Genomic DNA, 16,638 nt, shown 5'->3' on the forward strand with positions numbered 1-16,638 from the left:
GTTTTACGGTTAACCTGAAAGAGGGAAAAACAGTACACTTAAAAAAGATAGAATTTACTTTAATGATTCAGAAATATAAATATGAAGGAAGAAGATATTGTGAAGTCATTCATTACAAAACTATTTTCAAAGGAACAGAAGGTTGTGGTCGAATTTTGCCAGAAAAACCTGGACCGGTTTTTGACGGAGGACAACTTTCCACTTTTCCAGGATTTCCTCGCACAGCCTTCGATTGAGTATAAGGAATTCGAATGTTTAAGCCACTGCAGGCTTTGCAAAAAATCGCCTTATGCCCAGGTTGATGGTGAAATGATTATGGGGGAAAGCCCTGAAGATTTATTGCAAAAATTGAAAAGGCTGAATAATGGATGAAAGATGGCAACCTTAATCGGTGCCATTTTTTTATGAGTAAATTGTAATGATTGGGTTAATTTCCCTAAAAGTTTAAAAATGTATTTGACATTTTTGAATCGGCACCATATAATTATTTCATATTCATATATCTCGAAATTGAGATAAATAATTTAAAAACTTATGGAAATAGGGGGAATTTTTTATGGCAAACATTAAATGGGCAGTAGACCCGGCGCACAGCAGCATTGATTTTTCAGTAAAACACATGATGGTAGCGAAAACAAAAGGAACATTTCACAAATTTGATGCTTCCATCGAAGCTGATCCAACTGACTTAACAACCGCTGATATTGAATTCACCATCGATGTGAATAGCATTGATACACGCAACACTGACCGCGACAACCACTTGCGCTCAGCTGATTTCTTCGACGTTGAAAAGAATCCGGCTATCACTTTTAAAACAACTAAAATCGAGAAGACGGATGACGACGAATATAACGTTACCGGGGAGCTAACGATTAACAATGTAACTCGCTCAGAAACCTTCGCTGTAGTATTCGAAGGCCAAGGGAAAAATCCGTGGGGGCAAGAGGTAGTTGGTTTCAGCGGAACGGGTGCAATCAACCGCAAAGACTATGGCCTCACCTATAACGCTGCACTTGAAACAGGTGGAGTTTTAATCGGGGATAAAATTTCAATTACCTTGGAAATTGAAGCATCTAAACAAGCATAACTGGATATAAGCAGGCAATTTTGCCCTGCACCTCTAATCGTCGGGTTTCCTGACAATTGGAGGTGCAGGGCATTTAGTGCCTGCTTATTTTGTTTCCAATATTTCCTTTCCTGCAAATCTATTTATCTTTTCAGAAACTCTATTGTTTGCCCATATGGCCCCCGAAGAAAATGCTGCTCCCCTGTTTTTGATAATACCCCAGCTGAATACGCCCTCACCTAGTTCCTAGCCAGGAACAAATCTGCTCTAAATCGCTTACTTAAAACCAAAAAAAGCAGGCTGGAGGTTATTGAAAAGAGTAATGACAATCCCCTCTCAAGCCGAATCATTCTGATAATAATCCAAATTCCAAGGTTGATCGCTATATTGCTACAGGACCGGTTCACCCTGGCTGTAGATATCCTTGAAAAAGGATAGAATGTGCCGTGCAACTTTTATCTTAGGGAGGAAACACTGTTTACAGTGAAAGGATGCAGGGAAAATATGAAAGGACAAGGAGGTAATATACATGACAGAGGTAAAAAGCTTTTATCTTGAGGATGACGGGATTATCCCGAACAATCCAAATTTACCGGTCATATTTTATCCGGCAGCGTTAAAGGGGAAGGGCAGCCAGGCAGAAGATATTTTCCATGAAAATAACTGGGGGAACAGCTGGATGGACGGTATATTTGATTTCCATCATTACCACAGTAATGCACATGAAGCTCTAGCCGTTGTAAAAGGTACTGCAACCGTCCAAATCGGCGGTTCTAATGGAAAGGAACTTCAGCTGAGCGAAGGAGATGTAGTCGTGCTTCCAGCCGGCACCGGACATAAAAGGATAGATTCCAGCCCTGACTTTAAAGTAGCCGGGGCATACCCGGATGGAAAAGAGTACAATACAAAAACTGCAAATGGCGAGGATCGGCTGATTGCACTGGAGGATATAAAAAAAGTGCCCCTCCCCAAGTACGATCCTTTATTTGGGACAGAGGGCCCGCTATTAAAATTGTGGAAAAACACCGGAGTCTGATTCCAGCACGAAAAAACCGCTTGGATATCCAAGCGGTTTTTTAGCCTTTTCATAATGGAACCCATCAATGCTCTACTAATCCTAAAGCCACATACTCGATGATTTTCTCCACGATCTCTCCTTTCGAACGATTTATTACCAGGCCGCAAGCATAGATATGTAAAGGAGCCTGAGACCATTTCTCAGCTGTTAACAGACGCAAACAAGGCATTAACGCTAACACACAGTGATTAATCAACTCTGCCTGTTTTGAAAAAGGTGAAGCAGCAGTATAGGAGAAAGATAATCTTCCGGTAGGTCGCCTGATGGCAAACGAAAACTAAATATAAGTTGATCTATCCCGCATAAAAAAAGCCTCCCGACTTGGCAGCCGGGAGGTATTTTAACAGTTATTATGCAGAAATTATTTTCAATTTTCCTTCTTCTACAACCGCTTTAAAGCTTTTGACTTCTGGTTGTTCAAAGATGAAGTCGGCAATTCCATCTTCTAATTGCTCCTGGATGATCCGGCGGAGCGGTCTTGCACCGAATGATGGGTGGTAGCCAAGTTCAGCCAATTTTTCTTTTGCATCCACAGTCACTTCCAAGGACAGTCCTTGTTCAGAGATTGTTTGGTAAAGATCCTGCAGCATAATTTCGACGATTTGAAGCAGGTCTTCTTTCTTCAATGCCGAAAACTCAATAATGCTGTCAAACCGGTTCAGGAATTCCGGCTTGAAGTAATTGCCCAGTGATTGAAGGATTGTTGCCTCTTCCACCACAGCGTCCGTACCAAAGCCCATCACTTTCCGTTTTTCGCCTACACCTGCGTTGCTAGTCATGATGATGACAGTATCCTTGAAATTCACGGTGCGGCCCTGGCTGTCAGTCAAGCGGCCGTCTTCAAGGATTTGCAGGAACATATGCATAACATCCGGGTGGGCCTTTTCAATTTCGTCCAACAGGATGATGCTATATGGTTTGCGGCGCACTTTTTCAGTAAGTTGTCCGGCTTCTTCGTGGCCGACGTAACCAGGAGGTGAACCAATGAGCTTGGAAACGCTGTGTTTTTCCATATACTCACTCATATCAAGGCGAATCATCGCATCTTTAGAACCAAATAGCCCTTCTGCAAGTGTTTTGGAAAGTTCCGTTTTACCGACACCGGTTGGACCCACGAATAAGAATGATCCTATCGGGCGGTTTTTAGATTTCAAACCAGCGCGGCTTCTGCGGATTGCTTTCGCCACTTTTCGAACTGCTTCTTCCTGGCCAATCACCTTCTTGGAAAGCTCTTCTTGCAAATGTAGCATTTTTGCCTGTTCGTCTTCTTGAAGCTTGCCGACAGGAATTCCTGTCTTCTGTTCAATGATTTCATGGATGTGTTCAACCATAACGGTTGGGCGCTTAAATACTTCATTTGATTCAAGCATTTTTTCCAGTTTAGCTTCTTCATCTCTCAGCGTGGCAGCCTCTTCATAGTCTTCTTTTTCGAGTGCTTGCTCTTTTTGTTTATCAATCTCAGCAAGGCGAGCCTTGATATCTTCTTCCTGGCCGCCCTCGATTGTCAGGTTCAATTTCGAACCCGCTTCATCCATTAGATCGATTGCCTTGTCTGGAAGGAAGCGGTCTTGGATATAACGATGTGAAAGTTCAACCGCAGTTTTAAGTGCTTCTTCACTATAAGAGACTTCATGGAAAGCTTCATAGCGCTCTTTCAAGCCATGTAAAATTTCCAAGGCCTCTGCCGGTGTTGGTTCATCGACATTAACTGGCTGGAAGCGGCGTTCAAGCGCAGCATCTTTCTCGATTTTCCGATATTCAGCCAATGTTGTCGCACCTACTAGTTGCAGTTCACCGCGAGCCAATGCAGGCTTTAGGATATTGCCTGCATCCATGGATCCTTCTGCAGATCCTGCCCCGACAATCTGGTGAATTTCGTCGATAAACAGAATAACATTCTTTCTTTCCTGCAATTCTGAAATAAGCTGTTTCATCCGTTCTTCAAATTGGCCGCGGATGCCTGTATTGGAAACGAGAGAAGCTACATCAAGCAGGTAAACTTCCTTTGAACGGAGCTTTGTTGGCACTACGCCTTCTGCTATTTTCAAAGCAAGCCCTTCTGCAATAGCTGTTTTACCTACACCTGGTTCCCCGATCAATACCGGATTATTTTTATTACGCCTATTTAGGATTTCGATTACACGCTTGACTTCTTGATCACGGCCAATTACCGGATCAATCAGGCCTGCCTTTGCGTGCTGGGTAAGGTTTCGCCCGAATTGATCGAGCAATCCATTGCCTCCGCGCCCGCCTTGAGCCGGTTTTTCCTTTTTGCTTTGAATTCCTGAATCCATTTGGTTCGACATTTGGCCGAATGACTTAAAGAACTCATCTAAAGGAAATCCGTTGTTCCCCATATTCATTCCTCCCATAGCTGCCCCCATCTTGTTGCGTTCTTCTTTATAGCAAGTGGAGCACAAATTCACATTATGTTGATGGCCATTAACACTTACATGCAGAGATATCGCTGCTGGATTACTTTGACACTTTTCACAATACATACGTGTACTCCTCCTTAAAATTTTGAATTGAGTTTTCATATTGGGTACGATTTTAACGTATAACTCTCTAGTTTGACTTTGACTTTCTTTGACTTTAATTATATATTGACCTTTTTTGTCTTTCAAGTTTTTTACCTAAGAAGGTTATTTTTCTTAGTCATTACCTGTAAATAAATGAGCTAAAATACTTTGACTTTGACTTTATTTGACCATCGTGGAATTTATTATACTCTGACCTTCTTTGACTTTCAACCCTTTTGCCCAAAAAATTTTGTCATCAGTTATTCCTCATAAATAATAGGAAAATAAGAGGAATTTGACCTGCCGTGTCAAAATATAATGAGTAATATTTCTATCCTTGTCGAAAGAGGGGTTCATATGAATAAACAATTGGAAAGTGTCGGGGAAAAAATAAAGGAACATAGCAATTTACTGGCGGAAAACACCGCTAAAATTCTTTCTGCCGAGATCTCCCCTTCTTTTAGTAATTCCTGTGACGCCCTGCCCGAAAATTGGCTGGAACTATACTTTCAAAGCATTGGCGACTTTCTGTGCAATTGCCGCTATACCGCCCAGAGAAATATTTTCACTTGTGCTGATATATTTGGCCAGAGGGCCGTCGCCTTCGAAGTTCCCCTCGATAAATCCATTTACTTTTTTGTCCATTCCCGGACAGTTATTTTTGACTTTCTATTCGAAGAGATTGATAGTTTGAAAATTACAGCGAAAACCATCCTCCATGCTATAAAAACAATCAACAATCTTATTGACCAAGCCACCATCGCGTTTTCCATCCATTACAAAAAAAGCTTTTCCTCTGCTAAGTATGCCTTGGCCGAATCATTCGAAGACTTAAAGATTACCCTAAAAGAGCTTGATGACCTGAAAAATGCTTTAAATGAAACCACGATCTTTTCGATCACCGATAAGAACGATAACATCATATATACCAACGAGAAATTTTGCGATATTACAAAGTATACAAAAGAAGAACTGCTCGGACAAAACCACGGTCGGATTCTAAATTCCGGCTTCCATTCTGAGGAGTTTTTCAGGAATGTACGGGAAACCATACAAAAAGGCCGGGTATGGAAAGGTGAAATCATGAATAAAGCGAAGGACGGGACCTTCTATTGGGTTGACACGACAATCATCCCGTTTTTGGATAGTGAGGGAAAAGCGTATCAACATATTGCCATACAGAATGACATTACAGAACAAAAGCGGACGGAAGAGCTTTTGCACAAAACGGAAAAGCTTTCTTTAGTCGGGGAGTTGGCAGCCGGGATTGCCCATGAGATACGCAATCCCCTTACTACTATTAAAGGATTCGTCCGGCTGTTATGCCAAGCGGCTGACAATAGGAATCTGCCTTATTCCGATATCATCCTCGGAGAAATTGACAGGATTAACCAGATTGTCAGTGAATTCATGGTGTTCGCGAAGCCACATACAATTGCCTTTTCGAAATGCAATGTATCCTCCATTATGTCCAGCGTGATCCATTTGCTGAATGCAGAAGCAGCGTTGAAGAATATCATCATCACACATCAGTTTTCTTCTGAGAACCTTTATATTTTCGGTGAGAAGCATCAATTAAAACAAGTCTTTCTTAATCTATTGAAGAATGCCATCGAAGCGATGCCTGATGGCGGGAATATCCATGTAACCATCAAAACCCAGGACAATAAAATTTCCATTTACATACAGGATGACGGAGTGGGGATGTCAGAGGAGCAGATTCGAAAACTGGGAGAGCCATTTTATACAACGAAGGAAACCGGTACCGGGCTGGGCCTAATGGTTAGCTACAAGATTATCCAAAGCCACAAAGGAACCATACAGGTGCGAAGCGAGAAAGGCTGCGGAACCAGCTTTACAATAACCTTTCCTGCTTTGTTGGAAAACCCATCGATTGGCGAGTCCTACAAGGTGAAATAAGAACGGCAGCTTTACTCCGTTACGGCTTAACAATGATATAACGTTCCGCTCATCTAAGAAAATGCCAGCGCAACATTATTTTTGTGTTTAGTCCATTTCACAAGAGCCTTTGGGGTCGTCCGGATATGAGCTTCGTCATAAGGTTCTCCATTTGATTCAGGTCAGTGTATTCTCCTTTTCCACGGACACTCATCCATGCTGCGCACATGTCTATTTTTTTATTAATAGCCGTCCAGTTGGATTAAAAGCCCTTGTGTATCATGTGGTATCTTGACGGCTATAAAAATCTTTTCATCTTTTCTTTTTTCCCATCATGACAAATGGCTTTTCTATGACACTAAAGGATGTATCCCCAGAGGAATCTTCATTCATACCCCCTTATTTTCCCCAGTATTTCTAGTGCATTGCAGAAGCTGCTTTTTTGTTCCCTCTGCAAATCCCTCCATTATTATGAGGTAATAATATTTGAATCCACATTTATTGTGGTCAAATTTTGGTAGTGTTTATTTCAAAATAAAGATTTCTCACCCTATTCTCCCCGAAATCCGTTCTTGTTTATTATTCCAGAAAATAGTTGACGGGAATTCACCCGATTTTATTGTGAAAACCTCTTTCCTGAATTATAATTGTAAAATATTAAATTTTCTGAAAAGGAGAGGGATATTAACTTGGAAGAGTTTGTAACTAGTTTAAATGGCATCCTTTGGAGTACCCCTGTGATTTACACTTTACTTGGGGTTGGGCTATTATTTTCTATTTTAACGCGTTTTCTGCAGGTAAGGCACATTAAGGACATGATCATGCTGATGTTCCAGGGAAAGAGTTCGGAAGCTGGAGTTTCGTCTTTCCAGGCACTTTCCATTGCACTTTCCGGCCGAGTCGGTACCGGAAATATTGCAGGAGTGGCAACAGCGATCGCATTCGGTGGACCCGGAGCTGTGTTTTGGATGTGGGCAATCGCATTTATTGGCGCAGCCAGTGCGTTTGTTGAGTCCACACTTGCACAAATCTATAAAGTAAAACAAAATGGCCAATATCGGGGCGGACCGGCTTTTTACATAGAAAAAGGGATCGGCTGGAAATGGTTTGCCGTACTTTTTGCAGCTGCGGCGATCGTGGCAATGGCAATTCTCATGCCTGGCGTTCAATCCAATTCAATCGCAGTAGGAATGAAAAATGCATTTGGGGTTCAGCCTGCGATTACGGGGAGCGCCATTGTTATCCTATTAGGTTTTATAATTTTCGGAGGGGTAAAAAGGATTGCGAATGCCGCCATGCTCATTGTTCCGTTCATGGCCTTAGGATATATTCTTTTATCCCTAGTGATCATTATTTTGAATATTACCGAATTACCTGATGTAATTTCACTTATTTTTAGAAGTGCATTTGGGCTTGATTCAGCATTCGGGGGAATTATCGGGATGGCCATATCATGGGGAGTTAAACGGGGTATTTATTCAAACGAAGCAGGACAGGGCACAGGAGCACATCCGGCAGCAGCAGCAGAAGTATCCCATCCCGCCAAGCAGGGATTGGTACAGGCATTTTCTGTTTATATTGACACACTTTTTGTCTGCTCTGCGACAGCATTCATGATTCTATTCACTGGCATGTACAACACGAAGGCAGAAGATGGCTCTTTTATTGTGCAGAATCTCGCAGGAATCAAAGAAGGCCCGGCCTTCACACAGTTCGCCATCGAAAGTGTCATTCCTGGATTTGGGGCCGGTTTTGTTGCGATCGCCCTATTCTTCTTCGCATTCACTACAATCATGGCATACTATTACATTGCAGAAACAAATATTGCTTACTTATCCCGCAAAGGCAATAAGTTGGCAATGTTAGTGTTAAAGCTTGTGATTATGGGAGCCGCCTTCTATGGGGCCGTCAAAGAATCTGAGCTCGCCTGGGCATTGGGCGATGCTGGTCTTGGAATCATGGTATGGCTGAATGTAATCGCCATTTTAATCCTAGCGAAACCTGCACTCATCACCTTAAAGGACTATGAGAGGCAAAAAAGGCAAGGCCTGGATCCGGTATTTGATCCTAAGGCATTGGGGATCAAAAATGCGGATTATTGGGAAAACGACCATAAGCATGCCGATGAACGGATATCTTAATAAAATTAGAAAGAGCAGAGTAAAACGCTTCCCGGCCTCTTTTTGGCAGCAGAAAACCCCGACTTTCCACAATCCAACTAGTGGATGTTAGGTCTTATACTAATAAAAAATACGGAGGGCGTACATGGGAACCACAACAATAAAGGAATTAACCACCGAAGCTGAATGGAAAGATGCGTTCCCGGTTATGAAACAGCTAAGAACGCATCTCGATGAAGCCACGTATATCAGTCTCGTAAACGAAGCCCAACAAAAAGATGATTATAAAATGCTAGCTTTATTTGATGGGGGAGAGATTGTAGCAGTGACAGGTTTTATGCCCATGATAACTTTGTACAATGGCCGCTTTATCTGGGTATGCGATTTGGTCACCGATGAAAGCCACCGGTCAAAAAATCACGGGGAAAAACTGTTATCCCAAGTCCATCAATGGGCGGCCGATAATGGATATGGACTTGTCTCGTTATCATCGGGGCTTCAAAGGTTAGATGCCCATCGGTTTTATGAACAGAAGATGGATTATGATAAAACGAGCTATGTGTTCGTAAAAAAATTGGAGTAACTATAGGCAACAGCACTTGGGACCACAAAGTGCTGTTTTTTTCTTACATATCCTTTTTCCGGCACACAATATACTTGACTGCTGTTCATAAAAATAGATAGATATATAAATTGATAGATTTTTTACCGGATTGTTCACTGAAAACTGTATAATATAATTGCCTAAATTTTTAGAAAAAGGAGTTTTTTATGGAATCCATCATTAATCAATTTAAAAGTATTGCAACTACATGTATTTCAGATGCCATGCAAGGCCTAAACAATCTTGATCCTGCCATCAAGCCTTTAAAGGAAGAGTATCGTTTTGCGGGAAGGGCCCTGACCGTAAAAACGGCGGTAGGCGACAATCTTGCGGTCCTTAAAGCAATCAGGGAGTCTAAACCAGGTGATGTGATCATCGTCGATGTCAAAGGTGACCGCTATAGAGCAATCGCAGGCGATTTTGTAGTGGGAATGGCTCAAACAATGGGTGCAAGCGCTTTAGTAGTGGACGGGGCGATAAGAGATATTGCGGCTATTAAAGCACTGAATTTCCCTGTCTTTAGCAAAGGGAGCACTGTGGCAGCGAGCGGCAAGGCTGGTACTGGCGAGATCAATGTACCCATTTCCTGCGGCGGCATATCGATTCAGCCGGGAGATATCATTGTCGGGGACACAGATGGCGTTGTTGCCATTCCGCAATCCATTGAACAAGAGGTGCTCGACAAGGCACTCGACAAAATGGCGAAAGATGAAGAAAGGGAAAGTAAAATTGCCGGAAATATCGAAGAAATAAAGAAATACTTGGACGGGATGCTGGCGAAGTGATTATTACCTAACCAACGTGATGTGCCATTCGTCTTTTTGCTCAATTTTGTATCGTTCTGCCTTCCTCATTATGTATGAAGTTGAACGAAAGAATTATGCATTATGAAATACTGTTGTTGATTTTTGGCTTATTTAGCTCCAGCTCCATATGCCTGGTAGAAAGCGGACTTTTCATGACCTATGGAGTTGGAGCAACCATTCGGTTTTGCTGAAAAGCAGTGAACTGGTTTATGAATGAGCTAAACATATATTTTAATTTCGATGATATATTTGGATTCGCTCATATATTTCCATTTCCGCTCATATATTTCGATTTCGCTCCTATATTTTGGATTTCGCCCATATTTCGATTTTCACTCATAAATCGGGGGACCGCTTTCCTTTCAAAAACATAACTTATATTGAAATTTTCTTTCCCCTCTGCACTTGCTATGAAGGTCTAGCTGATTGGTTTTCCAAAGCTGCATTCCTTTCCTAAACCCAATTCGGAAGTAATATTTCACCGTTTATGTTACTTATTGTGGTAAAATACATGATAAGTTACATGGACGAAAAGGTTTTAGCTTTCTTCGAACAGAAAAATGCTCATCATATTAGCCCTATATTACATACGTTAGATTATAGATAAGTATGCCATATCGGATTATAGGGAAACTGATATTCCTCGTTCTGCAAACTTCAAAATTCACTTGACTTAGAGGTGGGAAATGACAAACAACGATATTCAACATGAACATTTACTTAAAAAACAACACCGCCGGCGATCCGCGCCACAGCTTTTCCAAAGGCTTGTTTTCATCACAATCGGCGCTGTATTGATGGCAGTCGGCCTCGAGATTTTCCTTGTGCCCAACCGCGTTATTGATGGCGGGATAACAGGCATTTCCATTATGCTTTCCTCTGTTACCGGTTGGGGAATCGGCGTATTCTTATTCATTTTGAACCTTCCTTTTATCTTAATTGGCTACAAACAAATTGGAAAAACTTTTGCTTTTTCGACTCTGTACGGTATCATCATTCTTTCAATTGCCACTACCCTTTTTCATCCGGTACCGGCATTTACCGATGACCTGCTTCTTGCTACCGTATTTGGTGGAATTGCAATCGGTGTCGGAATAGGAATCGTGATCAGAAACGGCGGTTCTTTAGATGGCACTGAGGTTATGGCAATACTCGCCAATAATAAGCTCCCTTTTTCAGTCGGAGAAATCATCATGTTCCTCAATATTTTCATCCTTGGCAGTGCAGGGTTCGTATTCTCCTGGGACCGGGCCATGTATTCTCTTATTGCCTACTTCATCGCTTTTAAGGCCATTGATGTAACGATAACCGGACTGGAAGAATCCAAATCAGTTTGGATCATCAGCGACCAATATCGTGAAATAGGCGATTCGATATTGAACCGCCTTGGCCGGGGAGTAACCTATTTAAACGGAGAAGGAGCCTTTTCAGGAGATGACAAAAAAGTAATCTTTTGTATCATCACCCGCCTGGAGGAAGCCAAATTAAAGGATATTGTCGATGAGGCAGACCCTACTGCCTTCTTATCGATAGCCGACATTGCAGAAGTAAAAGGCGGACGCTTCAAAAAGAAAGGAATCCATTAGAATGCGGGGTCAGTCCCCCAGAGCTTTACCGAAGTAAAGCTCTGGGGGACTGACCCCATAATTTATTATTTGCTAGAATCTTAGCGTTTAAGTTATAATTTATTTAAACCATGACGTTATGGTTTCGAAGGAGGAGTGATTGCCAATGGGGCTGCAAGACTAAAGATTGGCGAATTGGCTGAATTAGCTAATGTCACTAGACGGACTATTGACCATTACACCCGCTTGGGTTTATTGAAAGCAGAACGTTCGAGTTCTAATTATCGCTACTATGATAGGGAATCGGTATCCCGCCTGCATTATATTGAAGAATTGAAAAAGAATCATATGACATTGCAGGAAATCAAATTAAAATTAAAAGAACAAGAGATTGACAATGTAGACATACAGGAACTTAAGGAAAAAATAAGGGAGCTTGAGCTTGATGTTTCGGCAATTGTTTCTTTATTGAAAGAAAAGGGATTACACAATCCAGACATGATAAAAAAGCATCTCTCACACGAAAGCATGTCCCTGATCCAATCTCTATTACTATTATTACTTTAGGAGGCAATAACATAAGATGATTTTCCATCCAATGGATTTTCTTATCTTTCTGGCATTAGGCATTTCAATTTGGGCACAATTCAGGGTAAAAGGCAATTTTAATAAATGGGCACAAGTGCCAACGAAAACGGGTATGTCAGGTGCTGAAACCGCGCGAAGGCTTCTTGATGAGAATGGGCTCCATTCCATTCCTATCGAAGTGGTGCCCGGCACACTCTCTGACCATTATGACCCGATCAGTAAAGTGGTCCGTCTTTCAGAGGCGGTATATTATGGCAATTCAATCGCTTCCATTTCCGTGGCAGCCCATGAAGTGGGCCATGCTATCCAACATAAACAGTCTTACGGAGCCTTGGTTCTTCGCCATCGGATTTTCCCTGTCGCAAGCATCGCTTCAGGTGCTGCCCCGTTCCTTTTCCTGGGAGGAATGCTTCTGAACCAGCTCTCCCTGATAGGTCTCGGAATTATCATATTCTCAGCAGCTGTTGCATTCCAGCTCATCACATTGCCGGTAGAATTCAACGCCAGCAGCAGGGCCAGAAATTTGATGTTGGCTGAGGGTATTCTTTATAATAATGAAGAAGCTGGAGTTAAAAAAGTATTGAATGCCGCTGCGCTTACCTATGTGGCAGCAGCATTACTGTCACTTTTTGAATTAATTAAGTTTGTCATGATCTTTTTTCAAGGACAAGAAGAAGACTAATATTTTGCATCACTTGGAGGTGAACGCCTTACTTATTGTAAGGCAACTTTTTTGGACATATTAAACTTGATCTTTCTGGTGGTTTTGATTGCCATGACCGCTTTTTTCGTGGCAACCGAATTCGCCATTATCAGGGTAAGAAGCTCAAGGATTGAACAGCTGATCGAAGAAGGGAGAACGGGTGCTGTCGCTGCAAAAAGGGTAACATCCCATCTGGACGAATACTTATCGGCGTGCCAGCTGGGAATCACCGTAACCGCATTGGGAATCGGCTGGCTCGGGGAACCTACCATCGCCCATATGCTTGAACCGGCTTTCCTAAAATATAATATCGGTGAATCGACTTCCCATATTATCGCTTTCATTATCGCTTTCTCTATTGTAACCTTTTTGCATGTGGTAGTAGGGGAACTCGCCCCCAAAACAGTTGCAATCCAGAAGGCAGAAGCTGTTACACTTGCGTTTTCAAAGCCCATTATTTGGTTTTATAAGATCATGTTTCCAATTATTTGGGCACTTAACGGTTCTGCCCGATTCATCACTGGCCTTTTTGGCTTAAAACCGGCGTCAGAACACGAACTTGCCCATTCTGAGGAAGAACTTCGTTTCCTCCTTTCCGAAAGCTACAAAAGTGGGGAAATCAATCAAAATGAATTGAAATATGTAAACAATATATTTGAGTTTGATGAACGGATCGCCAAAGAAATCATGGTTCCCCGTACGGAAATTGTGAGCTTTTCCATTGATGATACTCTTGATGATATCATCGACACCATTCAGGACGAAAAATACACCCGCTACCCTGTTGTAGATGGTGATAAAGACAATATCGTAGGGATGATCAATATAAAAGAAATTTTGACAGCGAAGATCTCCCGAGAAACATTAATGGAGGAAACCTCGCTAAAGCCGTTTATTAAACCGATCATCCGTGTCATCGAAGCGATTCCGATCCACGACCTGTTAGTGAAAATGCAAAAGGAACGGACACACATGGCCATACTCTTTGATGAATATGGAGGCACCTCAGGTCTTGTGACAGTAGAAGATATCCTCGAGGAGATTGTCGGTGAAATCCGCGATGAATTTGACGCGGATGAAATACCGGAAATTCGAAAGCTTAAACAGGATCACTATATTTTCAATTCCAGAGTCCTGATTAGCGAAGTGAATGATATGCTGGGCATTCACCTTTCTGAAGAAGATGTCGATACACTGGGCGGATGGTTCCTAACCCAAAGCTTTGATGTGAAACAAGGCGACGAATTAGAATCTGAGGGATATTCATTCAAAATAAAAGGTTTGGACGGCCATCATATTTTGTTTATTGAGGTAAAAAAATTACAGTAAAATTCAGTAATAACTTTTAACCCCTCGTATGGGTCATACGAGGGGATTTTTTTATGATGAAAATCAACTGGACATGACTCTGTATTTATTTTTTCAGATGGTACGGAACTGTAGTCACAATCACATTCCTTCTATAAAGAAGATACGCACGGATCAATAAGCTTGATTGGTTATGAAGGATATTGTGCCAGCTTTTCTTTGGAATGAACTGCGGAATCAACACAGTCACCCGATAGCCTGATTCACTCGCCTTATGCTCGACTGTATCAATGAATTTAGTCAAAGGCTGAATGATGCTACGGTAATACGAGTGCAAGGTGACAAGCCGAACATCGGGCTGCCATTTCTTCCACTTCTCTGCGAATAACTTTTCATCTTCCCTCTCAAACGCTACATAGACAGCAATGATTTGATCCGGATTCAGAGATTTGGCATAATTCATCGAGTTTTCCACCACATGGGTGATTCCCGCAACAGGTACGATAATCACATTTCCTTTCACCTTTATAGCCGGTTCACAGGTTGTCACCCTTAACTGGTCTCCAACGGATTCATAATGGTTTTTAATTTGGTGGAAACCAAAAACGATTAAAGGCAGAAAAATCAACACCGCCCATACCTGGCCGAACTTCGTGATAAAGAAAATCATCATGACCGTGAAGCTGATAAATGCGCCTGTAAAGTTGATTGATAGTTTCATGATCCAGCCTTTAGGCTTTTCACGGATCCATTTCACCAGCATCCCCGTTTGCGATAGCGTAAAGGGAATGAATACGCCTACCGCATAAAGCGGTATCAGCTGTTCCGTTTGCCCTTTAAAAGCGATGATCAACAGAATGGATGTTACACCAAGGAAAATGATCCCGTTTGAATATCCTAAACGGTCTCCTCTTATTGTAAACATCCTGGCGATATATTTATCCTTTGCCAGGTTGAAAGCAAGTAAAGGAAAAGCGGAGTAACCTGTGTTAGCTGCCAGCACCAGGATCAACGCTGTAGTTCCCTGGATAAAGAAATACACATAGTTCCTTCCGAAGGTCTCGGAGGCAATTTGTGAAACCACGGTTTCCTCCGCTTTAGGAGCAATGCCGTAGTAATATGCCAAAAACACAATGCCTGAGAATAAAATGGCAAGCAACCCGCCCATCGCCAGTAAGGTTTTGGCTGCATTTTTAGGAGCGGGATCCTTAAAATTTGGGATGGCATTGGAAATCGCTTCTACCCCTGTCAAAGCAGAACACCCGGATGCAAACGCCCTAAGCAGCAAAAATAAAGTGACCCCACCAACAGGGGTCCCAATTGGGGCGTGCAAGTCGGGGGATACTTCTCCAGTAGCAATGTTATAAATCCCCACAACCAACAGGATAACTAAAGCCAGCACGAATAAATAGACCGGATATGCCAAAATGGTAGCTGATTCCGTAATGCCCCTCAAGTTTAAAATAGTAATAAAGACAACCAATAAGCATGCAATGATAACATTATGGTAATGCAAAGCAGGAAACGCAGAGGTGATCGCATCCGTACCCGCAGAAACACTCACTGCAACAGTCAGGATATAGTCCACTAAAAGGGAGCCTCCCGCAATCAATCCCGGATTTTCCCCTAGATTTTCCTTTGAGACTACATACGCCCCTCCGCCATGCGGATAAGCATAGATAATTTGACGATACGACAACATAAGAGCAGCTAAAAGAAATATCACTCCAATTGCAATCGGAATGGAATACCAGAAAGCAACAGCACTAACAGTTACCAACACAAGCAGTATTTGTTCCGGTCCATACGCCACAGAAGATAAAGCATCGGATGAAAGAATAGCCAATGCCTTCAGTTTATTTAATTTCTGTTCCCCTATTTCGGTTGATTTTAAAGGCCTTCCGATCAAAAAACGTTTTACTGACGATGACATATAGCACCACCATATTTAGTCTTAGAATAGAATCCCCTGCTCCAAAGAAGTTACCAAGGGAAAAAACGGTAAAAAAGCCCACAAGGCATCGCTAATAGCCCTGTGGACATCACAAAAATCGTCGCACCAGCTCCACCTTCCCCTCTCAAAAACGCTTACGGAGTTAGCTGTCGGATTCGGGCCATAAGAGTAGCCCTACCTACGTTAATAGGATTCACCCCAAGTGAATAAATCACAAAAAACGGGTCCCCCGCTCATAAAGGATTAAGCGATTTAGAAATATGAAACTGATGATAATCTTACTCCTGCCCAAGAAGTTTGTAAATAAAAAAATTCCGCAAAAAATAGTTATTTCAAAATACTTTTCACAGCTATTTACCCTTGAATTAGCTGCCGTTTCCTTTCATAAATGGGCCAATAACTACAAATGCTATTGAGGCAAC

General features: G+C 42.1%; 13 protein-coding genes and 1 riboswitch. Of the genes, 11 read left to right on the forward strand and 2 right to left on the reverse strand.

What is annotated here, in order from left to right; all coding sequences use genetic code 11:
• The first annotated feature begins 81 nt into the window (after positions 1 to 81).
• The 3 genes from D0466_RS10260 (at position 82) to D0466_RS10270 (ending at position 2,105) form a co-directional block, all read left to right on the forward strand.
• Positions 82 to 372 (forward strand): DUF1450 domain-containing protein, encoded by a 291-nt coding sequence (locus D0466_RS10260; protein WP_117322474.1) that lies wholly within the window; start codon positions 82 to 84, stop codon positions 370 to 372.
• A gap of 184 nt (positions 373 to 556) precedes the next feature.
• Positions 557 to 1,090 (forward strand): YceI family protein, encoded by a 534-nt coding sequence (locus tag D0466_RS10265; protein WP_117322475.1) that lies wholly within the window; start codon positions 557 to 559, stop codon positions 1,088 to 1,090.
• Positions 1,091 to 1,598: 508 nt separating this feature from the next.
• Positions 1,599 to 2,105, forward strand: a complete 507-nt coding sequence (locus tag D0466_RS10270) for a cupin domain-containing protein (protein ID WP_117322476.1) — start codon at positions 1,599 to 1,601, stop codon at positions 2,103 to 2,105.
• Between the two features lie 392 nt (positions 2,106 to 2,497).
• On the opposite strand, the gene D0466_RS10275 is transcribed toward D0466_RS10270, so the two are convergent.
• Positions 2,498 to 4,648: an ATP-dependent Clp protease ATP-binding subunit gene (locus D0466_RS10275; RefSeq protein ID WP_117322477.1), complete on the reverse strand. Its 2,151-nt coding sequence runs from the start codon at positions 4,646 to 4,648 to the stop codon at positions 2,498 to 2,500.
• Positions 4,649 to 4,987: 339 nt separating this feature from the next.
• On the opposite strand from D0466_RS10275, the gene D0466_RS10280 reads away from it, so the two are divergent.
• From D0466_RS10280 to D0466_RS10315, 8 genes are all read left to right on the forward strand, one after another.
• The gene (locus D0466_RS10280; protein ID WP_233522606.1) at positions 4,988 to 6,589 is read left to right on the forward strand and encodes an ATP-binding protein; all 1,602 of its coding nucleotides are present in this window, start codon (positions 4,988 to 4,990) and stop codon (positions 6,587 to 6,589) included.
• Positions 6,590 to 7,257: 668 nt separating this feature from the next.
• Positions 7,258 to 8,709 (forward strand): alanine/glycine:cation symporter family protein, encoded by a 1,452-nt coding sequence (locus tag D0466_RS10285; RefSeq protein ID WP_117322479.1) that lies wholly within the window; start codon positions 7,258 to 7,260, stop codon positions 8,707 to 8,709.
• Positions 8,710 to 8,833: 124 nt separating this feature from the next.
• Complete coding sequence (locus D0466_RS10290) at positions 8,834 to 9,271, forward strand: GNAT family N-acetyltransferase (protein ID WP_117322480.1); 438 nt, start codon at positions 8,834 to 8,836, stop codon at positions 9,269 to 9,271.
• Between the two features lie 188 nt (positions 9,272 to 9,459).
• Entirely contained in the window at positions 9,460 to 10,077 is a 618-nt protein-coding gene (locus tag D0466_RS10295; RefSeq protein WP_117322481.1) for an RraA family protein, read from the forward strand.
• 707 nt (positions 10,078 to 10,784) lie between these two features.
• Positions 10,785 to 11,684 (forward strand): YitT family protein, encoded by a 900-nt coding sequence (locus tag D0466_RS10300; protein WP_117322482.1) that lies wholly within the window; start codon positions 10,785 to 10,787, stop codon positions 11,682 to 11,684.
• A gap of 135 nt (positions 11,685 to 11,819) precedes the next feature.
• A complete protein-coding gene (locus tag D0466_RS10305) occupies positions 11,820 to 12,230 on the forward strand; it encodes a MerR family transcriptional regulator (RefSeq protein WP_233522607.1) in 411 nt (136 codons plus the stop codon).
• A gap of 16 nt (positions 12,231 to 12,246) precedes the next feature.
• Complete coding sequence (locus D0466_RS10310; RefSeq protein ID WP_117322483.1) at positions 12,247 to 12,933, forward strand: zinc metallopeptidase; 687 nt, start codon at positions 12,247 to 12,249, stop codon at positions 12,931 to 12,933.
• A 51-nt stretch (positions 12,934 to 12,984) separates the two neighbouring features.
• The gene (locus D0466_RS10315; RefSeq protein WP_117322484.1) at positions 12,985 to 14,283 is read left to right on the forward strand and encodes a hemolysin family protein; all 1,299 of its coding nucleotides are present in this window, start codon (positions 12,985 to 12,987) and stop codon (positions 14,281 to 14,283) included.
• Positions 14,284 to 14,368: 85 nt separating this feature from the next.
• Here D0466_RS10315 and D0466_RS10320 read toward each other — a convergent pair whose 3' ends face one another.
• The gene (locus D0466_RS10320) at positions 14,369 to 16,195 is read right to left on the reverse strand and encodes an APC family permease (protein ID WP_117322485.1); all 1,827 of its coding nucleotides are present in this window, start codon (positions 16,193 to 16,195) and stop codon (positions 14,369 to 14,371) included.
• Between the two features lie 137 nt (positions 16,196 to 16,332).
• Positions 16,333 to 16,476: riboswitch (cyclic di-AMP (ydaO/yuaA leader) on the reverse strand.
• Positions 16,477 to 16,638: the final 162 nt, after the last annotated feature.

It is taken from the genome of Peribacillus glennii (assembly GCF_003429105.1).
GTDB lineage: Bacteria > Bacillota > Bacilli > Bacillales > DSM-1321 > Peribacillus > Peribacillus glennii.